At 35.4% G+C, this 22129-nt stretch carries 22 protein-coding genes; 11 read left to right on the forward strand and 11 right to left on the reverse strand.

Annotated features, from left to right (window positions below; all coding sequences use genetic code 11):
• Positions 1-155 precede the first annotated feature (155 nt).
• A complete protein-coding gene (locus tag ABJ955_RS11995) occupies positions 156-2624 on the forward strand; it encodes a M14 metallopeptidase family protein (RefSeq protein WP_347374869.1) in 2469 nt (822 codons plus the stop codon).
• A gap of 25 nt (positions 2625-2649) precedes the next feature.
• Here ABJ955_RS11995 and ABJ955_RS12000 read toward each other — a convergent pair whose 3' ends face one another.
• Genes ABJ955_RS12000 through ABJ955_RS12010 form a run of 3 tightly spaced genes read right to left on the reverse strand, consistent with a single transcriptional unit; the run spans position 2650 to position 5601 of the window.
• A complete protein-coding gene (locus ABJ955_RS12000) occupies positions 2650-4272 on the reverse strand; it encodes a glycosyltransferase family 39 protein (RefSeq protein WP_347374870.1) in 1623 nt (540 codons plus the stop codon).
• Positions 4262-4894: a lipid-A-disaccharide synthase N-terminal domain-containing protein gene (locus ABJ955_RS12005; protein ID WP_347374871.1), complete on the reverse strand. Its 633-nt coding sequence runs from the start codon at positions 4892-4894 to the stop codon at positions 4262-4264. The genes ABJ955_RS12000 and ABJ955_RS12005 overlap by 11 nt, the downstream gene beginning before the upstream one ends.
• Positions 4891-5601, reverse strand: a complete 711-nt coding sequence (locus tag ABJ955_RS12010; RefSeq protein ID WP_347374872.1) for a glycosyltransferase family 2 protein — start codon at positions 5599-5601, stop codon at positions 4891-4893. Before ABJ955_RS12010 ends, ABJ955_RS12005 begins: the two co-directional genes overlap by 4 nt.
• A 96-nt stretch (positions 5602-5697) precedes the next feature.
• Between ABJ955_RS12010 and ABJ955_RS12015 the strand changes: the two genes are divergently transcribed.
• Positions 5698-6651, forward strand: a complete 954-nt coding sequence (locus ABJ955_RS12015) for an NAD(P)-dependent oxidoreductase (protein WP_347374873.1) — start codon at positions 5698-5700, stop codon at positions 6649-6651.
• 7 nt (positions 6652-6658) lie between these two features.
• On the opposite strand, the gene meaB is transcribed toward ABJ955_RS12015, so the two are convergent.
• The gene (gene meaB / locus ABJ955_RS12020) at positions 6659-7744 is read right to left on the reverse strand and encodes a methylmalonyl Co-A mutase-associated GTPase MeaB (RefSeq protein ID WP_347374874.1); all 1086 of its coding nucleotides are present in this window, start codon (positions 7742-7744) and stop codon (positions 6659-6661) included.
• 94 nt (positions 7745-7838) lie between these two features.
• Here meaB and ABJ955_RS12025 point away from each other — a divergent pair, with 94 nt between their 5' ends.
• A complete protein-coding gene (locus ABJ955_RS12025) occupies positions 7839-8264 on the forward strand; it encodes an organic hydroperoxide resistance protein (RefSeq protein ID WP_347374875.1) in 426 nt (141 codons plus the stop codon).
• Between the two features lie 58 nt (positions 8265-8322).
• Here ABJ955_RS12025 and ABJ955_RS12030 read toward each other — a convergent pair whose 3' ends face one another.
• Complete coding sequence (locus ABJ955_RS12030) at positions 8323-8841, reverse strand: DUF2383 domain-containing protein (protein ID WP_347374876.1); 519 nt, start codon at positions 8839-8841, stop codon at positions 8323-8325.
• Positions 8842-8990: 149 nt separating this feature from the next.
• Here ABJ955_RS12030 and ABJ955_RS12035 point away from each other — a divergent pair, with 149 nt between their 5' ends.
• From ABJ955_RS12035 to ABJ955_RS12045, 3 genes are read left to right on the forward strand one after another with little or no spacing between them, the layout of a single operon-like run.
• Positions 8991-9536, forward strand: coding sequence for an RNA polymerase sigma factor (locus ABJ955_RS12035; protein ID WP_347374877.1), 546 nt, complete (start codon positions 8991-8993; stop codon positions 9534-9536).
• Entirely contained in the window at positions 9520-10125 is a 606-nt protein-coding gene (locus ABJ955_RS12040) for a hypothetical protein (RefSeq protein WP_347374878.1), read from the forward strand. The genes ABJ955_RS12035 and ABJ955_RS12040 overlap by 17 nt, the downstream gene beginning before the upstream one ends.
• A complete protein-coding gene (locus ABJ955_RS12045; RefSeq protein ID WP_347374879.1) occupies positions 10097-11494 on the forward strand; it encodes a hypothetical protein in 1398 nt (465 codons plus the stop codon). The genes ABJ955_RS12040 and ABJ955_RS12045 overlap by 29 nt, the downstream gene beginning before the upstream one ends.
• A gap of 82 nt (positions 11495-11576) precedes the next feature.
• On the opposite strand, the gene ABJ955_RS12050 is transcribed toward ABJ955_RS12045, so the two are convergent.
• The 3 genes from ABJ955_RS12050 to ABJ955_RS12060 are packed head-to-tail and all read right to left on the reverse strand — an operon-like array spanning position 11577 to position 15801.
• Entirely contained in the window at positions 11577-14003 is a 2427-nt protein-coding gene (locus ABJ955_RS12050; RefSeq protein WP_347374880.1) for a gliding motility-associated C-terminal domain-containing protein, read from the reverse strand.
• A gap of 59 nt (positions 14004-14062) precedes the next feature.
• Positions 14063-14899, reverse strand: a complete 837-nt coding sequence (locus ABJ955_RS12055) for an ABC transporter permease (RefSeq protein ID WP_347374881.1) — start codon at positions 14897-14899, stop codon at positions 14063-14065.
• A gap of 5 nt (positions 14900-14904) precedes the next feature.
• Positions 14905-15801, reverse strand: coding sequence for an ABC transporter ATP-binding protein (locus ABJ955_RS12060; RefSeq protein WP_347374882.1), 897 nt, complete (start codon positions 15799-15801; stop codon positions 14905-14907).
• A gap of 183 nt (positions 15802-15984) precedes the next feature.
• Here ABJ955_RS12060 and ABJ955_RS12065 point away from each other — a divergent pair, with 183 nt between their 5' ends.
• Complete coding sequence (locus ABJ955_RS12065) at positions 15985-16917, forward strand: peptidylprolyl isomerase (RefSeq protein WP_347374883.1); 933 nt, start codon at positions 15985-15987, stop codon at positions 16915-16917.
• A gap of 64 nt (positions 16918-16981) precedes the next feature.
• Here ABJ955_RS12065 and ABJ955_RS12070 read toward each other — a convergent pair whose 3' ends face one another.
• A complete protein-coding gene (locus tag ABJ955_RS12070) occupies positions 16982-17968 on the reverse strand; it encodes a DUF1028 domain-containing protein (RefSeq protein ID WP_347374884.1) in 987 nt (328 codons plus the stop codon).
• A gap of 92 nt (positions 17969-18060) precedes the next feature.
• On the opposite strand from ABJ955_RS12070, the gene ABJ955_RS12075 reads away from it, so the two are divergent.
• A complete protein-coding gene (locus ABJ955_RS12075) occupies positions 18061-18597 on the forward strand; it encodes a YfiT family bacillithiol transferase (protein ID WP_347374885.1) in 537 nt (178 codons plus the stop codon).
• Here the strand turns inward: ABJ955_RS12075 and ABJ955_RS12080 are convergent, their stop codons facing one another.
• On the reverse strand, positions 18598-19155 hold the full coding sequence (locus ABJ955_RS12080) for a thioredoxin family protein (RefSeq protein ID WP_347374886.1): 558 nt from the start codon (positions 19153-19155) through the stop codon (positions 18598-18600).
• A 111-nt stretch (positions 19156-19266) separates the two neighbouring features.
• On the opposite strand from ABJ955_RS12080, the gene ABJ955_RS12085 reads away from it, so the two are divergent.
• From ABJ955_RS12085 to ABJ955_RS12095, 3 genes are read left to right on the forward strand one after another with little or no spacing between them, the layout of a single operon-like run.
• Complete coding sequence (locus ABJ955_RS12085) at positions 19267-19578, forward strand: phosphoribosylpyrophosphate synthetase (protein WP_347374887.1); 312 nt, start codon at positions 19267-19269, stop codon at positions 19576-19578.
• Positions 19568-19906 carry a tRNA-binding protein gene (locus tag ABJ955_RS12090; protein ID WP_347374888.1) on the forward strand — a complete coding sequence of 113 codons (339 nt, stop codon included), beginning with the start codon at positions 19568-19570 and terminating at the stop codon, positions 19904-19906. Before ABJ955_RS12085 ends, ABJ955_RS12090 begins: the two co-directional genes overlap by 11 nt.
• 42 nt (positions 19907-19948) lie before the next feature.
• Positions 19949-20458: a DUF6265 family protein gene (locus ABJ955_RS12095; RefSeq protein WP_347374889.1), complete on the forward strand. Its 510-nt coding sequence runs from the start codon at positions 19949-19951 to the stop codon at positions 20456-20458.
• Positions 20459-20465: 7 nt separating this feature from the next.
• Here ABJ955_RS12095 and ABJ955_RS12100 read toward each other — a convergent pair whose 3' ends face one another.
• On the reverse strand, positions 20466-22082 hold the full coding sequence (locus ABJ955_RS12100) for a SulP family inorganic anion transporter (RefSeq protein ID WP_347374890.1): 1617 nt from the start codon (positions 22080-22082) through the stop codon (positions 20466-20468).
• Positions 22083-22129: the final 47 nt, after the last annotated feature.

A 22129-nucleotide genomic window follows, 5' to 3' on the forward strand; every position in this document is an offset into this window, starting at 1 on the left:
TAAATTGGCTGTAGGTTTAAAGATACGTTAATCTTGAAATTTTGATAAAAATACGGTGTTATAAAACGCAAATTATTTTTTAGTTGATGCTAAAAATTCATCAGTATATTCAAAAATCTTTACTTAGTTTTATCGATTAATTTAAATTTTTTCAAATGAAGCGGCTTTTCCATTTATTATTTTTGTTTACTCCTTTCTTTTTAATCGCCCAGCTAAAATCTCCTTCTGAATTTTTAGGCTATGAAATTGGGACTGAATTTACTCGTAATGAAGCTGTTATTTCCTATTTTGAACACATTGCTGCAAATAATGGAAAGGTGAAATATTTCGATTACGGAAAAACAAACGAACGTAGAAGGCTTACGTATGCCGTAATTTCTTCAGAAGAAAACATTGCAAATCTTGAAAAAATTAGAACCGATAACTTAAAAAATATAGGATTGCTTTCTGGTGAATCAAGTCCAAATAAAACAATTGTTTGGCTTAGTTATAACGTGCACGGAAACGAAGCAAGTAGCAGTGAAGCCGCTATGAATACTGTTTACAAGCTGATTACTGAACACTCAGCATGGCTGGAAAATGTAGTTGTTATTATGGATCCTAGTGTGAATCCTGATGGTCGTGATCGTTATGTAAATTGGTATAATCAAGTGAAAGCTTCACCCTATAATTCTGCTCAAGATGCTACAGAACATCATGAACCATGGCCTAGCGGAAGACCAAACCATTACCTTTTTGACCTTAATCGCGATTGGATGTGGGCGAGCCAAGTGGAAACCCAACAACGTTTAAAAATTTACAACCAATGGATGCCGCAAATACATGTAGATTTTCACGAGCAGTTTATAAACAATCCATATTATTTTGCACCAGCAGCAGAGCCTTTTCATGAAATAATTACACCTTGGCAGCGTGAATTTCAAAATAGAGTAGGGAAGAACAACGCTAAATATTTTGATGAAAATGGGTGGCTTTTCTTTACCCGTGAAAGTTTCGATTTGCTATATCCAAGTTATGGCGATACCTATCCATTGTATATGGGAGCCATTGGTATGACTTACGAGCAGGCTGGCCACGGAATGGCTGGTTTAGGGATTATTAATGATGAAAATATTGCGCTTACACTTATAGATAGGGTGGCACACCACACCACAAGTGGGCTTTCTACTATTGAAGTCGCTTCGAAGAATGCTGTTTCGCTTAACACGGAATTCAAGAAATTCTTTAAAAACGATGACTTAAAATATAAAAGTTTCGTGCTAAATGGGAATCCAGATAACCTGAAAGCGTTGACGGAGCTTTTAGATAAACACGAAATAAAATACGGTTTTACAAACAGTGGTACTGTAACAGGTTTTAGTTATTCGCAGAACAAAAACGGTTCATTCAATGCGAAAGATGCGTTGGTTGTAAGTACTAATCAGCCAAAGGGAAAAATGGTGCACGTTCTTTTTGAACCCAATGCAGCGCTTTCTACCCCGCTTACGTATGATATTACTGCCTGGAGCCTTCCATATGCGTATGGTTTGGATGGGGTGGCAAGTACGAGTTTGGTTGCAGCAAATAGTAACAATTCAAAAAACACTGTTTCCAATGTAGCCTCGCCAACTGCGGCCGGTTATATTTCAAAATGGAATAGTTTGCAGGATGCTGAATTTCTTTCAGATTTATTAAAGCACGATATAAAAGTGCGTTTTTCTGAAAATGAATTAAGTTTTGGGGGCGTTAATTTTGGCCGTGGAAGCCTTATTATTACACGAAGCGATAATAAAATCAATCAAGATTTTGATAAAAAGCTAATTCAAATTGCAAATTCACATAAACGTAAGCTGTATGCTTCTCCAACCAGTTTGGCAGATAAACTTACCGATTTTGGTTCACAATATGTGCATTTGGTGAAAAAACAGCGTATAGCGCTGCTACAGGGTAAAGGAACGTCCTCATTAAGTTACGGGGCGCTCTGGCATTTTTTTGAAACCCAACTTAAATATCCAATCACTTCTATAAATACGGAACGCATTGCGAATGTAGCATGGAATAAGTATGATGTATTAGTAATTCCTGATGGCAGGTATAACTCTATTTTAAAAGATGAAACCTTTAAAGCGCTTGAAGAATGGATAAACAAAGGCGGAAAAGTGATTGCTATTGGTAATGCTTTAAGTGTTTTTGAAGATAAAGAAGGGTTCGAATTAAAAAAGAATGAGGCTGAAAGCGCTGAAAAAGAAAAAGATACTTTAGGCAATTTTGTGCCTTATGCCATGCGTGAAATGGAGAGTACCAAAAATTTTATTACAGGCAGTATTTTTAAAGTGGGGGTAGATAATACACACCCTTTAGCTTTTGGTTATAATGAAACTTATTATAGTTTAAAACTAGGAAGTGATTCTTTTGCCTTTTTAAACGATGGTTATAATGTGGGTTATATAAAAGACGACCCCATAAGTATTGCTGGCTTTTCTGGAGAAAAAGCAAAAGCATCTCTTAAAAATTCATTTGTTTTTGCAGAAAAACCCAAAGGAAATGGAAGTGTAATTTATATGGTAGACGATGTTTCTTTCCGCTCCTTCTGGCAGAATGGGAAACTGTTTTTGGCGAATGCAATATTTTTTGTAGGAGAATAAAAACCTTTGTATTTAGGTCTAAATCTTATTTTCTTACAATAAATAAAGTGCGGTAAAGCCTTGTTTTATGGGTTCGGCTGTCTTTTCCTTTTGGGTTCATATCATAAAGGGCAATTCTTTCTAGTTCGAAATTGGGAAAAGTTTTTTTGAAAAGTTGTATGTTTTCTTCCTGAACCAAAACTCCAAATTGACTTTCTTCTGGAATGGAAATTTTTTCACCTTCTTTTAAAATCTGCATCTTTTTGCCGTAGTCCCAAATAAGTTCGGGCGTCATGTCTGAAAATTCATAGACATTAATATTTTGTTGCTCTTCCCAAGTTTGAAGTTCCGAATAGGCTTTGTATGCTGGGTTTATAGTTATCGCCTTGCTTAGCGGTAGTCCAAACCAGATGGTAACAACAATAAAAGCAATGGTTAAATAAAAAACCCTTGCAATTTTTTTGCGGAAAAGGTTTCGAAACATAAAAGTTCCAATGCAACATAACGAAATAGAAAGCAATACAAACCAGGTCCAATTTCCAGAAAGACCATTTTTTAGAAAGATATAACCACCTATGGAAAAAATTACTCCTATGAATGCAATCAAACCAAAATTAAAATACACAGGAATTGTTTCCTTTTTGTCTTTCAACTCTTTAAAGCTTCGGAAAAGATATTCTATATAAAAACCTGTATTTAGAGCCATTGGGATTAGTACTGGCAATAAATACCGCGATTTTTTTTCAGGAATCAACGAAAGTAAAACCACCGATATCAGAGTCCAAAGAAATGTAAACAGATATGCTTTTTTATTAAAAACACGGTTTTTTAAATACGGAAATAATAATGCAACAAAAGCTGGAATGGTCCAAACACCACTTTGTGTAAAGAAGCTCCAATAATAATAAAATGGTTTTATCTCGTAACTAATCCAATTGGTGGTTTCGTTTTTGGTAATTTCTGCCGCTGCGGGGTCAAATTTTAAAGTATACCAATGCCACCATCCTGAGACTACAGTTGCGACTAGCAGAAAAATTAATAATGGCAGCCATCGTGCTTTAAAGTTTTTGTATTTGTACACAATTCCGAAGGCAATTAAAAAAGGCAACAATAGTGCGTAAAGTGAAACAGGACCTTTACTCAAGAAGGAACATCCAAAGAAAACTCCCGCCAATAGTGCGTTTCGGTATTTGTATTTTTCTTCAGTAAAAAATAAATAAAGTAAATAGATACAGACAATCATAAATCCGTGGGTGTAAATATCCCACTGACCATCGCGGCCAGAGGCAACAATGTAAAATGAAGTTGCCAATATTAAGGCACTGATAAAGGCATATGTTTTTTCTACAGTAAGTTTTTTGGCAAGTTTATAGGAAATTAAAACTAGTACCAATGTCATAATTGCAGCTGGTAGTCGAAGAGCCCATATGCTTTTTATTCCGAAGATAGCAGCTGAAAAAGCAGTTAACCATGTAGGTAAAGGTGGTTTCTGGTAACGCGGTTCCCCGTTGATAGTTGTGAGTAACCAATTGCCATCATGAAGCATTTCACGCGCGGTAATAAAATTTCGCGCTTCCATAATATTTACGGGCAAGGAATCCAAGTTCACAAAGAATATTGCGGCGCAGCTAATTACTAACAGTCCTAAATAATTATTTTCAATTTTCATGACCGACTTGTTTTTTCCAAATAAAAATATTGCGAACGTAAATAATAAGCCCGGCACCATGTCCCACTAAAAGTACAGGATCTTGTCTAAAAATTCCATAAGTTAAAATAAGTGATGCTCCTAGAACACTCATTCGCCAGAAACCAACAGGAAGTTGCGAGGTCTTGCTTTTTTCTGAAACAATCCATTGATAAACAAAACGGAGTGTAAAAATGATTTGAGAAAAAATACCCAAAAGCAATAACCACATTGGGATTGCATCGTTTCTAAAGAGTTTGTCTATATCGTATTCTCCATTGTTGTAGGCATAGATTACTATAAAGATTGGGAAAATAAACAGAAATAATTGCAACCCTTTTGGCGATTTTTGCCACTCCCCTTGCAGCTGTAAATTTCGGATGTAAATATAATAGGTTAAGGCTTGCCCGAGCATAATTGCAAAATCGTCCCGTAAATGTCCATAAAGAAAAAGGAGAAAAGAAGCCAATAAGCTTAATTTCCAAAATGCAGAAGGTGTAATAATACGTTTGCTTTTTTCGGAAAGAATCCATTGTATAATTAACCTTCCACTAAAAAGGATTTGTGCCAAAAAACCAATGCTGTACACAATCCAATTGCTCATCCTTTGCTTTTAATCTCGTAGTTGATATATTTTTTCTTCATCCAAAGGTAAGCGAAACAATCCATCAACGGCCCTAGTAATCTGTTCCAAAGTCCAAATTTTGCGGTACCAGCCATCCGTGGAAAATGTTTTACGGGGACTTGCAAAACGGTGCCGTTTTGCAGTAAAATCATCGCGGGTAAAAACCTGTGAAGTCCTTTAAACATAGGAATTCGCTTGGCATATTCTGTTTTAATTACTTTTAGAGGGCAACCCGTATCGTCCATCCCATCATTCGTAAAAGCGCGACGTATTCCGTTTGCAATTTTCGAAGACATATTTTTTACGAACTTATCTTTTCTATCAGCACGCACGCCAGTAACTAAATCATAGGCAGCACTATGTTCCAATAATAAATTAAAATCTTCTGGTGCTGTTTGCAAATCACTATCAATATAACCAACTAGCGGACTTTCAACAGCATCAAAACCAGCTTTTATTGCGGCACTTAAACCACGATTTTCTTTAAAAGCTATAAAGTGAAAAGCTTCATTTTTGTCACAAATTTCTTCAATTAGCTTTTGGCTATTATCCTTAGAGCCGTCATTAACAAAGAGAATAGAAGTGGTTTTTGTAGCAATCTTGATATATGCTAAAAGCTCCTTTTCAACGCGCTCCAGGTTTTCTTCTTCGTTGTAAACAGGTACAATAATCGTGAATTCGTACATTTATATTTTTGAAAAGATTTCTACAAAAGTATTTCTTTTTTGAAGAATACGACAGACCGTTAAAAAAGATGTTATTTTGCAACTGAAATTAATTATATGAAAATACTTGTTACAGGGGCGGCTGGATTTATTGGTTCCCATACTTCAGAAAGACTTAAAGAGCTGAAACACGAAGTTTTGGGGGTAGATAATTTTTCATCGTATTATGATATTGCCTTAAAGGAGCTAAACGTAAAAACACTCTTTGAAAAGAATATTGAAGTGCTTCAAGTTGACCTTCGTAGTGATGATTTAGTTGAAAAGCTTCCAAACGACTTAGATTATATTTTTCATTTCGCTGCTCATCCAGGTATTTCCAACGCTTCAACGTTTGAGGATTATTTCAGTAATAATATTTTAGCAACACAGCGTTTGTTAGCGTATGCTGAAAATCTTTCAAAAAAACCATTTATTATAAATATTGCTACTTCTTCAATTTACGGATTGGAAGCCACTTTTCCAGAAACTGTTGCACCGCAACCTGCTTCGTGGTATGGTGTTACCAAGCTAGCAGCAGAGCAACTGGTTTTAGCAAAAAGTCGTGAAAATAAACTTAATGGTACTTCAATGCGCTTGTTTTCCGTTTATGGTCCTAGAGAAAGACCTGATAAATTATATACTCGTTTAATAGACTGTGGCCTGAATAATAAACCATTTCCACTCTTTGAAGGAAGTGAAAAGCATTTCCGTAGCTTTACATACGTGCAGGATATTGTGGACGGAATTGTAAGTATAATTGGAAAAGAAACTATTTGTAATGGTGAAATTTTTAACCTAGGAACTGAAATCGAAAGTACCACAGCGCAAGGTATAGCAACTGTTGAAGAGATTCTCCAAAAGAAAATTGTAACTGCTAAAAAACCCTCTCGTGATGGTGATCAGTCACGTACAAAAGCGAATATTGATAAAGCGCGAAAACTGCTTAATTACAATCCAAAAACAACTTTAAAAGAAGGGCTTATTGCTCAAAAAGAATGGTTTGAATCTAATTTTAAAAAAAGAGATTCTTAGCTTTTTTTTATTTTAATTCAATTAAAAGTAATTTTTCAGCAGCTTCAAAGGGTGTTGTTCGGTTTTCATCCAAAGCTTTTAATTGTTTCTCAAGTTCTTTTTTTATGGTAGGATTTGTATAAAAATCACTTTTTAGCCTACTCTCAATTGTTTGCATTAACCAAAATTTATTCTGTTCTTTTCTTTTGTGTTGAAAGTAACCATTGGTTTCAACGGTTTTAAAATATTCCATAACTAACTTCCAAATTTCAGTAATACCTTCTTTTTTTATAGCGCTACAGAGAAGCGTTTTGGGAGTCCAAGCACTTTCTTTGGCAGGATAAAGGTGAAGCGCACGATTAAATTCAGTTTTGGCGAGTTTTGCTGCTTTTAAGTTTTCCCCATCCGCTTTATTAATGATTATAGCATCTGCCATTTCCATAATTCCGCGTTTTATTCCTTGTAATTCATCGCCAGCTCCAGCAAGTTTTAGCAATAAAAAAAAGTCTGTCATAGAATGTACTGCAGTTTCACTTTGGCCCACACCTACGGTTTCAATTAAAATAACATCAAAACCTGCTGCTTCACATAAAATAATTGTTTCTCGGGTTTTACGAGCAACACCTCCCAAGGTATCACCACTGGCTGATGGGCGGATAAAAGCATTTTTTTCCTTTACCAAATCTTCCATTCTAGTCTTATCGCCTAGGATACTGCCCTTACTTATGCTACTGCTTGGATCTACAGTAAGTACAGCAACTTTTTTTCCTTCAGAAACTAGGAGTTTTCCAAAGCTTTCAATAAATGTGCTTTTGCCTACACCGGGAACTCCAGTAATCCCAATTCGGATAGATTTGTTTGCGTGGGGCAAACATTTTTCTATAATTTCTTTAGCGTGTTGTTGGTGCTTTTGCGCCGTACTTTCAATAATAGTTATGGCTCGACTAAGCGAAGTTTGATTTTTTTGAAGAATTCCTTCAATCAAAATTTTGGAGGAAAGGGGGGGCTTTAAATTTGTTTTGAGCTTTTTTGCAGCCTCTGTATTAAGGGTTTCGGAATATGAAACTCCTTTTACCTCTTGAAGTGCGCTAGTATTTTTTTTCTTTTCTGCCACAGTGTGAATTTAGGACAAATTTATGAATTGGAACTTTTAAAAACGAGTTTAACTCAGTATCTTGAAATTTAATAATTTTAAAATTCAGAAAAAAATGAAAACCTTATACGAAGCAACAACTACTGTACGTGGAGGCAGAAATGGCCATTTAACAACAGATGATAAAAAACTTGATTTAGATTTGTCTGTGCCTAACGAAATGGGCGGTGATGGTGGCAGTGGCACTAATCCAGAACAACTTTTTGGGGGTGCATATGCTGCTTGCTTTGGCGGTGCCGTACAAGTAATTGCTAAAAAGAAAAAAATTGAACTTTCTGATGCGTTTAGTATTACTGCAACCATTGGTTTTTGTGAAGATGAAGAGGGTGCCTTTTTGGAAGCTACTTTAGATTGCTACATACCAGGAGTTGATATTAAAACAGGTGAAAGCATCATTAAAAATGCACATAAAATATGTCCATTTTCAAAAGCTGTTGAAGATAATATAACCGTAAACTTAAATTTAATGGTTGATGAGTAAAAGGACCTAATAAAAAGTTTAGCATATTAAAAAGCCCTGAATTTTCAGGGCTTTTTATTTACATTGCTTTTAGGTTGATAACTTTTCCTTTGTTAGATTCTTTCGTAGACTCTTCTTTTTCTTCTTTAAATGGAGTTTTTTTATGCTGTAAAGCAGCTTGTTTTATATACCATTCAAGTTGATATTTTTGTTTTTCTAGAAGCTCAAGAATTCCATCAGGGAGTTCTTTTCGCTCTAAGAGTTCTTCATATCTTTTAATATTGTTGCTATCTCGATTAATACAAGACCTTATTATTGCTTCTGCATCAAAATGTTCTAGGGCTTCCTTTATTTCTTGCCACGATCGCTCTAAATTTCCTTTTTCAGAATCCGCTTTTAAAGGCTCGATGTCACGCGAGTGAAGCTCGTTAGAAATATCATGACTCATTCTATTTCTTTCAACCGCCATATAATTTAAAAAACGTTTTAAATCTGTGGTTTGTGCATCGAGTGCAGCATTGTAGTATAGCTTTTCCGCTTCAAAGCAAGCAACTAGCAAGCGGTTTAGTTTATCAAAATCAGCGTATTTCTTTTTCATAAATGTACAATTTTACCAAAGTTAATATAAAAAATGGTCTATTTAAAATTCTAGTTATCAAATATTTCATAAAAAAAACAGCATATATTGCAACATCTATTTTCTTTTGTCGTCTTTTAATTGAACAGCAACCAAAAAAACCATCAAGTTTGTCTGATTTATTACTTATCGAGCAATGCAGACAGTGCAACCGCAAAGCGCAAATGGCGCTTTATAAAAAATATTGCGGCGGCATGTTTATTATTGCCCAAAGGTATTTAAAGGAAACCGATGCAGCCGAAGACGCAATGCAAGAAGCCTTTATTAAAGCTTTTCAAAAACTGAGCCAATTTAAAGGAGATGTCACTTTTGGAGCTTGGCTAAAGCGAATAGTTATTAACACTTGTTTAGATACCATAAAGGCAAAAAAGCTTGAGTTACAAACTTTAAACGATGAGGTTTTTACAGTTGAAGCTCCAGACGACGACTGGAAAATATCTGATGAAGCCACAGTATCAGAGATAATGTGTGCCATTGAAGAATTACCTGATAAGTATAAAACGACAGTTAAATTATTCCTATTGGAAGGATATGACCATCAAGAAATTTCAGAAATACTGCAGATTTCTGAAAATGCATCGCGGACTTATTTGCATCGCGGAAAAAACAAATTAAAAGAAACATTAAAACACTTGCGTTATGGCACGGGATATTAAAGAAATGTTTGAAAATTATAGCCCAGAACCTGCTGAACTTTCAGAAGGACACGAAGCACGTTTTGAAGCTAAATTAGATCAAGCTTTTTCTCAAACTATTACTTCAGAGAAAACACCTATTCCTTGGTTAAGAATAGCTGCAATGGTAGTTGTACTTCTGTCTGTAGGTATTTTTGGATATCAACACCTTTCTAAGTCAGACGTAGGTGTTATAGATAACACTACTAATGCGATCGTTAAAACCACTTCTGAAGCCACAAACCCAAAACTTACTTTGGCAGATATTTCTCCAGATCTTAAAAAAGTGGAAGCGTATTATATGACTGGTATCAATGTGCAATTGGCATCTTTAAAAATAAATGATGAAAATAAAGAGTTGGTTGATGGGTATATGTTACGCCTTTCAGAGTTGGATAAAGAATATACGCTACTTAATGAAGAACTTAGTAAGACGGGACCTTCAGAGGCTGCTGTAACCGCTTTAATAGACAATTTGAAATTACGTTTGGATTTGCTGTTCAAACTTAAAAACAAATTAAAAGAACTTAAAAATCAAAATAATGAAGAATTTAAATCAATACAATCGTAGCCTAACATTTTTGTTCCTCTTGGTTACTTCAGTGGTTTTTTCACAAAAAAATTACGTAGAAAGTTTTAATGTAGCTGATAATGTAGAGGTTTCTGTGAATACTTCGTATACAAATATCGTTTTTGAAACTTGGAATAAAAATAAAGTTGAAGTAGAAGCATTTATTGAAGGTGAAAAACTTTCAGAAAAGGAAAAGGCGCAATTGATGAAAAATTGGAACCTAAATATTACAGGAAACAGTAGGAATATTAGTATTAGCTCTAATTCAGAAAATCAGTCTTTTGCAATGAATGAGATGCCGGAAATGGATTTTATTGGCCCCTTGCTAGATGGTTTAGTAATGCCAATGGTACAAAATATAAAAATACCGTCTTTTCCAGAGGGGGTTTTAGATAATCTTGGCGATATTCAATTTGATTATGAAGCATATCAAAAAGATGAAAAAGGATATATGAAAAAGTTTGAAGCGCAAATGGATAAAAAATTTGGAAAGGATTTTGAAGAAAAGATGGAAAAATGGGCTGAAAGCTTTGAGCGTTCTTTTGATGATGACAAAGCAGATAGCATTAGCGAGGCTTATAGTGAAAAAATGGAAGCCTATGGTGATAGAATGGAAGCTTGGGGTGAAGCTTATGGGAGAAAGATGGAAGCCTGGGCAGAAAAGATTGAAAGAAAATTTGAAAACGGCAATCATTCTAAAACTGTAACCAAAACTCCTAACGGAACATCAATTGTAATTAAAAGTAGCCGAAGTAGCTCAAATTCAAGTAACGGTAAAAAAACCATTATTATTAGAATGCCAAAAAATACGAAAACCGATGTTAATATTCGTCATGGGGAGTTAAAAATGGCGGATGCAAACAATATAAAGGCTAATTTAAATTACACACCTTTTACAGCACAAAGTATTGATGGGGGACAATCCCTCATCAATGCTTCCTATGCGCCTGTTATGGTAAACACCTGGAAACAAGGTTCGTTAAACGTTAAATATGTAGATGAATGTAGTATTGAAAACGTACAAAACATTAATCTTCAGGCAAATTCTAGTGATGTTAGGATTGGAAATATTACCAATCAAGCTTTTCTTTCAGGTTCGTTTGGGGATTTAAAGATTGATAAAATTTCAGATGGTTTTGAAACTATTGATATAAGTTTAGAAAATACAGATGCTAAGTTAAAAGTGCCTACAGCTGCGTTTTCATTTTATTTCACAGGGAAAAAGTCTACTTTAAAATATCCAAAATCACTTCAGTTGAAAGAGTCCAAAAATGCAGATAGGGTATTGGTGAAAGGATATAATCAAAGCAATAGCACAACAAAAACGATTAGCATTAGCTCGAATTATAGCAATGTTTCCATTCAATAAATAGTGTATGATTTAAAAATTACACGACTCTTTTCGGTTAAAATTCTTCAAAATTAAAATGGCTGTCAGCTAGATTTTTGCGTTAATAATTTACATAAACCCATCCAATAAAAGCTTCAGGATATTTAGGATCGTTTAAAACTAAGACATAATAATAGGTGCCTACAGGAACGGTATTTCCAGTAAAAAGAAGCCCTTGTGTTGCCGTTCCATCCCAAAATCCATCAGAGTTATGCGCTGTGTGAATTAAATTTCCGTCGCGAGTGAAGATTTTAAGTTCAAAATTTTCATAAATATTAAGCAGCTTGCTAATTTCAAATAGATCGTTTATTCCGTCGTTATTAGGTGAAAAACCTTGTGGAATAAAAGGGGCGCAATTTTCGGTTGTTAATAAAAACGAAGCTATAGCAAAACAAATCTCATTTTCTAGTCGCACATAAATAGTTTGCGGATCGCTTGTGTTTTTATAATCACTTGGATTACTAATTGGATTGGTATTTTTTAAAGCATTTTCTATAGAAGTGTAATAATTGATAATGTCTTCTTGTCCAGTACGCATTAATACATCTTGTGAAGTAAGATCAAAAATGGCAGTATCAAAACCTGTATCGCATTTCAAAATATTTGGTAAATCTGGAATGGGAGGGATGCTTTTAAAATCGATAGCTTGTGAAAACGTATTATTATCTTCAAGTAATTCTTCAACCGTGCCATTACCAGTTCCATCATCGTCTACAACTGCGGTAATTGTAAAACTATCGGATAGATTTTCTGGTAGTATAAGAGCTATTTCACCATTTTCACTATTGTTAATCGGAATAGATTGCTGGGTGTGTGTTATACCTAATAACTGAGTATCTGTGTAAAATGCTATTGAAACATTTGCGGGTAATGGTGCTGTAGCATTTATATTATATACGATAAAAGGTAAAATTAACTCACGCTCTCGACAAGCTGCAATCTCAGGAATTACAATTGTTGCATCGGGCAAAGGGCAGGCAATTACTTTTACAGTAAAAGAAGCAATAAGAAAACAATCTGGGTTTGCTACGCGGATATGTATGGTTTGTGGATTTTCTGTATTTTGAAAATTTTCAGGGTTTAAAATAGGGTTTAGATTGTTTTGAGCATCTGTTTTAGATAGGTGAAAACTTAGGGAGTAAATCGGGTCTATTTCTGAAGTAGCTTCGGTGAGATTAAAAAACTCTTCACCAATAACATCACAGGTATCTAGGTTTTTTAAACCTGAAATTATTGGATTTATTAATAACTGAATGGGGGTTTTAGCTTCGTTGTTTTCTTCATTAGTTTCTTTAACGATACCTGTGCCGTCTCCAATGTCATCAACAACTATTTTCAGCATAAAATTTGTGTCAATTGTATTAGGAACTGTAAAAATAATGCTGCCCATTTCTTGCCCATCAATAGGAATAATCGCTACGGTAGCACTTTGTGCGATAAGGGTTTGATCTGCATAAAAAGCAATAGGGGTGTCTGCTGGAAGCGCATCGGTTGAGTTTACATTATAAACCGTATAATCTATTTTCAGCTCCCGGTTGCCGCAATCCATATTGCCAATTACATTGTCTATAGAAATAGTAGCATCTGGGAGTTCAGTGTTTAAGACCGTTACAATGTTATTTACCATTACAAAATCCTGTTCGCTTGTAAGCTGAATAGTCGCCGAAGTATCGCCAGGGTTTATATAATTTGAAATAGGGTAAAAGTCAATATCCATATTATAGAGAACATCACTTCCCGTAAAACTATTGGTGCCGTTAAAGGCATTATCTGAAGGGTTTAGTGGCGGATTGCTCAAGATATTTCCGTTGATACGAAGTGTTTCGTTTATAGCCAAACCACTATCGCCTTCCCAAGCAAGGAAACCTATTTTTGCACCTTGAGTATCACGAACTAACAAATTGTTTAAAACAATCTCTAAGGTTGTATTGGTTCTTGAAACACTTTCAAGGCCATCAAAAACATTCAGTTGGTTTAGGGGTAATGTGGCGTCTTCATAAACAACCGTAACCGCCCAGCCACCAAAATTAGTTCCTGAACCTGGTGGGTTGCAATAGGTAGGAATTACTTGTGTTAAGTCTAATTCAGAAAGCGTGTAGGTGCCATTTCCGGTGGCTTTTATTTGCTCTGTAACCTCTGCAAATGCTGAAAAATAGATGTAATCGGTTCCATTAGAAGTATACGTTTCATTAAAAATACGCGTTGCGGTAATAGGAACTTGATTGAATTCTACATTGAAATCACCCGAGCCAGAACCTGCCCAATATAAATAGGCGGCAACTATTTCTTGATTTGGTTGCAATTGAAAGCTTGCACTACTGCTAGTACGAATAAAGCACTGTCCTCCGGAGCCATTTTCTTCCACGTTTAGGGTATTTCCAAATGCGGTATAATCATAATGCCCATTAAGCTGCGTATACAGCGAAATATCCTGTGAGTAACCCACAGTGAAGACCAGTAAAAAAAGTATTGAAAAATATAGTTTCAAGGAAATTACAATGATTTATTGCTAAATATAAACAAAAAATCGTGGGTAATTAGGGTTTTCTATAGGTCTCTTTTTTTCAAAATAGCATAAGACCAGTATACGAAAAGCGCTGTCCAAACAAGAACAATTATAATGTTTAAGATAGTAACATCATATTCTTTATTAAAGTTTTCTCCTAATTGATTTGCTGCAGATTGTATTGCTCCCAATCGACTTACAGGTTCTTTTATTAGGTTCGCCATGGCATTAAGTGGGAAGAATTGCGCAACCGTATCTGAAACAGTTGTGTCTTTAAAAAACTGCCATTTCATTAAACCATAAAGCAACCATTCTACAATTTGCCAAACAATCAAAAAGCCAAGTGCGAAAGCAGAACGTTTAACCAAAACTCCTAGAAATAAACAAAAGGAGAAAAAAGCGACTAGCTTTATAAAATAGGCGCCTATGTATTCCATATCGCTGAAAATAATTCCTATCTCATTATAATCTGAAAAAGAAATTCCTAAAATTAAGGAAACCAAAAAGATGAATATAGTAGATAAACCTGCAAAAAGTAAGACAGTTAAAAACTTTGAAAGCACAAATTCCTTCTTGCTAAGGCCATCAATTAAATTTTGCTTAAGCGTGCGGTAACTGTACTCATTACTCATCATTGAAACAATCACAATTGCCAGAAACAATTTTAAAATTGCCGCAAAATAAGTGTTGAAATGCCAAATAAATGGAAAGTTAAATATCCCTTGGTCAGCTACGCGAAAATGAAAATCACCGAAATTGAATTCAATAGAAGCTATTAATGCAATAAATGTGATAAGTACAAAATAAATGATTGAAATAACCTTAGCTGCACGGTTATATCGCAATTTTTGAAGTTCTATATTTAATAATCGAAGCATCGCGGTTAGTTTTGTTTGGTAAGTTCAAGAAATTGTTCTTCGAGGCTTTCCTTGCGTTTTACAAGGTGTGAAAGTGTAATGCCTTTTTCAAAAAGAAGTTTATTTACTTCGGAAGCGTCTAGTGGTTCGTTGAGGTAAGCGATTAAAGAGTCGCCTTCGTGTTTTATTTTGCCAAAGGCAGGGTTTCCTTCCAAAGCATTCTGAAGAATTTCCATATTGTTGCTTTGCATGGTAAGAAACCCATGGCTGGCGTTCATTCCGTCTACACTGCCAGCATAGAGGCTTACTCCTTTCCGAAGAATAACCACGTGGCTACACACTTTTTCAACTTCATCTAGTAAATGTGAAGCAAGTAAAATAGTGGTTCCTTGGGAGGCAATTTTCTTTATTATTTCACGAATTTGATGAATTCCTTGTGGGTCGAGACCGTTTGTAGGTTCATCAAGAATTAGTATTTCTGGATCATTCAACAGTGCTGAAGCAATAGCCAAGCGTTGTTTCATTCCCAATGAAAATGTACTGAACTTACTGTCTTTTCTATCCTCTAATCCTACAAGTTGTAATTTCTCAACAATTTTTTCATCCGAAACATCTTTGATTTTACAAACGAGTTGTAGGTTTTGAGCAGCCGTCATATAGGGGTAAAAATTTGGGCGTTCTATAATAGCCCCCACTTTTTTTAGTGCATCATGAGTAGATGTATTACCATCAAACCATTGAAATTCCCCAGAAGTTTTATTAACTACGTTTAGAACGATGCCTAAAGTAGTGCTTTTACCACTACCGTTGGGACCAAGAATCCCGTAAACGTTGCCTTTTTCAATAGTAAATGAAAGATTGTTAACGGCGGTTAAAGCGCCAAAATTCTTGGTGAGGTTTTGTATGTTTAGAATAGTATTCACAGTTGCTTTTTGGTGATTGTTTTTAATATGACGAATGGGAAGGGGAATTGTTACAATAAATAGTAGTGAGTATTTAGAGGTGTGTCTGTAAGAAAAATCACAAAGTGCTAATTCCTACGCTTGGTTATAGTTATATTTTGGTTTGTATTTTATTACCTTTGCCTTTCATTTAAAAAAAACGCAATGCAAGACGGAATTTACGCAAAAATAACAACCGAGCAAGGAGAGATTCTTATAAAACTGACGCACGATAAAACGCCAGGAACAGTTGGGAATTTTGTAGCACTAGCTGAAGGTAATCTAGAAAATTCAGCAAAACCACAGGGGACTCCCTATTACGACGGATTGAAATTTCACCGGGTAATCCCAGATTTTATGATTCAAGGAGGTGATCCAAACGGAACGGGTTCTGGTGGTCCTGGATATGATTTTGAAGATGAATTTCATAAAGATTTACGTCATGATTCACCTGGAGTATTATCAATGGCAAACTCAGGTCCTGCAAGTAATGGAAGTCAGTTTTTTATCACACACGTGGCAACGCCATGGTTAGATGATAAACACACTGTATTTGGTAATGTTATAGAAGGACAGGAAGTTGTAGATAGTGTGGCACAAGGACATACAATGCAAAAAGTTGAAATAATTCGAGTTGGTGATGAAGCTAAAAACTGGAATGCTGTAGAAGCTTTTAGAAGTTTTACTGGCGAAAGAGAAGCTCGTATTGAAAAAATGAAGCAGCAGGAAGCTGATGCAATTAAAAAAGTTTCTGAGGGATTTGATAAAACAAATAGCGGACTTTTATATAAAATAATCCAGAAAGGAAGTGGTGCAAAAGCAGCAAAAGGAAAAACTGTTTCGGTACATTATAAAGGTGCTTTAATTGACGGAACTGAATTTGATTCTTCCTATAAAAGAAAACAGCCCATTGATTTTCAATTAGGCGTAGGGCAAGTGATCTCTGGTTGGGATGAAGGGATTCAATTATTACAAATAGGCGATAAGGCTCGTTTTGTAATTCCTTCACATCTTGCATACGGTGAGCGTGGTGCTGGCGGCGTAATTCCCCCAAGTGCAACTCTAATTTTTGATGTAGAATTGATGGATGTAAAATAAAATTTAAAAGTTTTAGTAAAGAAAAATGCGTCCAGTTTATGGACGCATTTTTTTTGAATCAATATTACTTTACAATCAGTTTTTGTGTAGCAAGTACTTTCCCGTTATCGTATATTTTTACGAAGTAAATTCCCGAAGGGTAGTTATTCACGTCGAAAATTAGTACGTTGTGTGGAGTTTTAATAGATCTTTTAATAATTTGTTTGCCAGAGATATCCAGAATTTCATAACCATTCATCATGCTTGAGGCACTTTTTATAGTTACTTCATTATTTGCAGGATTTGGATAAATAGTGATCGTTTTATCAGTTTCTATATTTTGAATCCCTAATGTAGCATTATACTGATTTTGAAGTTCGTCGATGGGTTCAAAAATTGTATTGGAAATCCATACATTTATATCTAAAGAAAGGTTTCCGTAAGTGCTATTTGTATCATCAGGTTGGGCAACTCTAATAAATGCGGATGCAGAACTAACGCCATCACTAAGGCATCTAGCATCTGCTCCTGGACGTTTAGCGCCTTGTAATGCAGCCATCAATTTGTCTGCTAAAGTACCAGTAGCATTCAGAAAACCAGTTTCCATATCATTTACAACATCTTCACTGATGAGTATGTTTCCTTGTATGGAATAATTTGGGCCTGTAATGTGAATAAATTCTGCCGAACAATTTGCACCCGTATAGGCAGCGCTTCTAGGGTTGCCGTTATTTAAATCTACAACCCCGTATTGGCGAAGATTGGGGTTGCTTTGTGCATCATTGGCGACTATATAATCAATAATTTCTTGTGGAGAATCTCCTGCAAGCATACGTGCGCGTGCATTATTTTGGTTTTGTGTTAAATAATAGGACTGGGTATGTATGGCGCCAACACCTAATACGATGTCACTAATTGCAATCGCACCATCTTCTGCTGCAATGCATGTGGCACCAGCACTTCCTATTTCCCCCGTAAGCGGGTCTACAGCTACAATTGAAAATGTATGCTGTGAATAAAGGGAAATTGATAAAATTGAGGCTAAAACAAAAGGGAGAAAAGACTTTAACATGTTGAGGTTTTTAAAGGTTTGATTATAAAGATACTATATTTCTTATGGATTTAGTATATAAAATAACCAATACCCTTTTGTACATTTAGTCCATGGATATTGAAAAACTTAAATACCCGATTGGTAGCTTTGAAGCACCTTCAAACATTACTTCTGAAAAGCTTGAAGCTTGGATTTCTATTATAGAACATTTCCCGAATAGGTTGCTAAATTTGGTTAGTAAGCTTTCCGAAAATCAACTCGATACGCCATATAGGCCGGAAGGTTGGACAGTGCGACAACTTATAAATCATTTGTATGATAGTCACCATAATAGTTATTCGCGTTTTAAATGGACGATGACGGAAAAAACTCCAATTATAAAAGTGTATGATGAAAAAGCTTGGGCAAATTTAATTGATTCCACAACGGCTCCCATAAATCTTTCTTTAAATGCGTTAGCAGCATTACACGCTAAATGGGTTTATTTTTTGAAAGGTTTAACGATGGAAAGTTTTCAAAAAGAATTTATACATCCGGATGGCAACAAAAAGGTTACGCTTGCTGAGAACACAGGAATCTACGCGTGGCACTGCAACCACCATTATGCGCATATAGAAAATTTAATGAAACGAGAAGGCTGGAACTAATTACTCCTTCCACTTAATATTACAACCAATACTAGGTTTTTGGTCTTTTCTTTGCGAGTTATTATTAAGTATATTATCTAATGCTTCACGTAAATCTCTACCATTTACTAAAATACCATTTCCTGGGCGGCTATTGTCTAATTGCCCGCGATATACTAGTTTTAATTCACCATCAAAAAGATAGAAATCTGGGGTGCAAGCAGCATCATAAGCTTTTGCAACCTCTTGTGTTTCATCATATAGGTATGGAAATGGATAATTGTATTTTTGTGCTGTTCGCCACATTTCCGCAGGAGAATCTTGAGGATAATTTATAACGTCATTACTACTTATGGCTACAAAGCCAAAACCTGTTACTCTGTAATCATTACTTAGTCTTACAATTTCATCATTAACATGCTTTACAAATGGGCAATGGTTACAGATAAACATAACCACAGTCCCTTTTTCACCTTGAATGTTTTTTAAGGAAACAGGCTTGTTTGTTACTGCATCAATTAGGGTGAAATCTGGTGCTTTTGTTCCCAAGGGAAGCATTTTAGATTCTGTTCGCGCCATTTTTTTTATTTATGAGTTTTAATTGTTTTAAAGTTACAACTATTAAAGAATTTATAAAGTTTTGCTGCTAAAGAATATCTCCATTAACTTTAAAAAAATAAATATAAACCTATGGAAAATTCATATACATCGCTTTCCGTGGCGATTGAAGATTTACAAAATCACGGATTTACGGAAGATTTTAATTTAATTGGCGAAGGAGTAGAGTCAAAGTCACTGAAAAAACAATGGAACGCAGGGGAATTAGACGTAGTTAAATTTTATCGTTTTGAAGGAATGACTGATCCAGGCGATAATACAATTCTGTATTTAATTGAAACCAAAGATGGCGCAAAAGGCTTATTAGTTGATGCTTATGGTGCAGATCAAGGTGAAATTTCACCAGAAATGATAAAAAAACTTACAATTCATCATGACGAATAACCTTTCGTGGAGCGATTTCGAGAAAGTAGAAATGCGTGTTGGTACAATTATAGAAGTCAACGATTTTCCTGAAGCTAGAAACCCGTCCTATCAATTGCTACTAGACTTTGGAGGTGAAATTGGGCACAGAAAAACATCTGCGCAGATTACTTCATTGTATACAAAGGAAGAATTAATTGGCAAACAAGTTGTTGCTGTTGTTAATTTTCCGAAGAAACAAATTGCTAATTTTATGAGTGAATGCCTTGTGTTAGGAGCTGTTCAAGGGAAAGACGTTACTTTGCTGCAACCTGGAAAAGAAGTTCAAAATGGTTTAAGAGTATTATAGTTAGCATGAATTTTAATATCTTGGCTCAATAAACCCCCAACGATGAAAAAGTATTTACTTCTATTGACGTTTCCATTGCTACTAAATGCTTGTAAAAATACTTCGGAAGAAAAACCTTCAGTAGAAGTGATAGTGAACAAAAGTTATGATAAAATTGTCTCACTTCAATGGTTGTTAGGAACTTGGGTCAATGAAAATGAAGCTGAATTTTCACAAGAAACTTGGTCTAAAGAAAACGATAGCACGTATACTGCATATAGTTTTGTCGAGCATAATGGGGAAGTGGTTTTTGCTGAAACAATGGCATTGGAGCAAAAAGCCTCGGAGCTATTATTGACTGTTGCAACTGCCAATCAGAACGATGAGAAACCAGTTACTTTCAAATTAGTTACTTCAGAAAATGGACATTTCACTTTTGAAAATAAAAACCATGATTTTCCACAGCGAATTACTTACACAAACCCTGTGTCTGATTCACTTCATGCTTGGATTGAAGGAACAATAAAGGAAGAAACTAAAAAAATGGATTTCTATTTTAGAAAGAAAAACTAAAAGTTAGTTAAACTTCAGAATCTAAGGTATTTGTAACCACATAATAGCGTGGGTCTTCAACAGAATCTTCAATAATAGTTTCAAACTCTGGATTCCACTTTAATAGAAGCGCTTTACAGTCTGGGCTGAGGTGAGTAAGTTTTACTTCTTTCCCAGAATCGATATATTTATTTGCAATGTTTCGTACTGCTTCCACTCCTGAATGATCGGAAATTTTGGATTCGATGAAATCAATTTCAATTGAGTCCGGATCGTTAGCCACTTCAAATTTACTGTTGAAGGCTGTTGTAGAACCAAAAAACAATGGTCCCCAGATTTCATAAACTTTAGTTCCATCTTCTTTAACTCTTTTTCTAGCCCGAATTCTAGTAGCGCTTTTCCATGCAAAAACCAAGGCACTCATTATTACGCCTACAAGTACCGCAATTGCTAAATCCTGCCAAACAGTTACTGCTGAAACCGTAATTAATACGATAGCATCTGCTACTGGAATTTTATTTAGAATTCTAAAACTGCTCCAGGCAAAGGTGCCAATAACCACCATAAACATTACGCCAACCAATGCTGCAATTGGAATTTGCTCAATTAAAGGCGCTCCAAAAAGTACAAAACACAAAAGTGCAATAGCTGCTGTAGCTCCCGAAAGTCTACCACGCCCACCAGAGCTCACATTTATAATAGATTGCCCAATCATTGCGCAACCACCCATTCCACCAAATAAACCATTTAGAATATTTGCGCCCCCTTGAGCAACACATTCGCGGTTCCCGCTTCCCCGGGTTTCAGTCATTTCATCAATTAAATTTAACGTCATTAAAGATTCAATTAAACCTACTGCCGCTAATAAAAATGCAGTAGAAATTATTAAGTCCCAATGCCCATTTAAGGTCTCAAAAAAGCTAAATAACTGTGTTTGGAAGACAGGTAGCGACCCTTTTAATCCACTACCGCCACCATCACGTATAAACGAACCAACGGTGCTAACATCTAGATGCCCAAAAATAGTAATACAAGCTACAACGATGATTGCGATTAATGCCGCAGGAAGTTTTTTAGTGAGTTTAGGCAAACCAAACATGATACCCATTGTTAATGCAACCAAAGCAAGCATAATCCATAGATCCATTCCAGAAAGCCATTGTGGAACCGTACCTTGACTTTCTTTGAAAAGTCCTAATTGTGAGAGAAATATAACTATTGCCAAGCCATTTACAAACCCCATCATTACTGGGTGTGGTATAAGACGGACAAATTTTCCTAGTTTGAAGACACCAGCCATAATTTGAAAAGCGCCTACAAATAATAGCGTTATAAAAAGCCATTGTAGTCCTAGGTATTCAACGGGTTCTGCTAAGGTTAGGCCAACTTCATTTCCTTTTTGAATTAAATGTACCATTACCACTGCCATTGCACCAGTAGCGCCAGAAATCATTCCTGGACGTCCACCAAATAAAGCGGTTACTAGTCCCATAATAAACGCACCATACAGCCCTACTAATGGATCAATACCAGCAACGAAAGCGAAAGCTACAGCTTCTGGAATTAAAGCTAATGCTACAGTAAGCCCAGATAAAATATCATTCTTTGGATTTTGGGTGAAATTTTTAATGGTTTTGGCTAACATTTTTTATGATTTTAAGGGGCGGCAAATATAAGGTTTTTTAGAGAATA

Source organism: Aequorivita sp. Q41 (assembly GCF_039831855.1).
Lineage (GTDB): Bacteria > Bacteroidota > Bacteroidia > Flavobacteriales > Flavobacteriaceae > Aequorivita.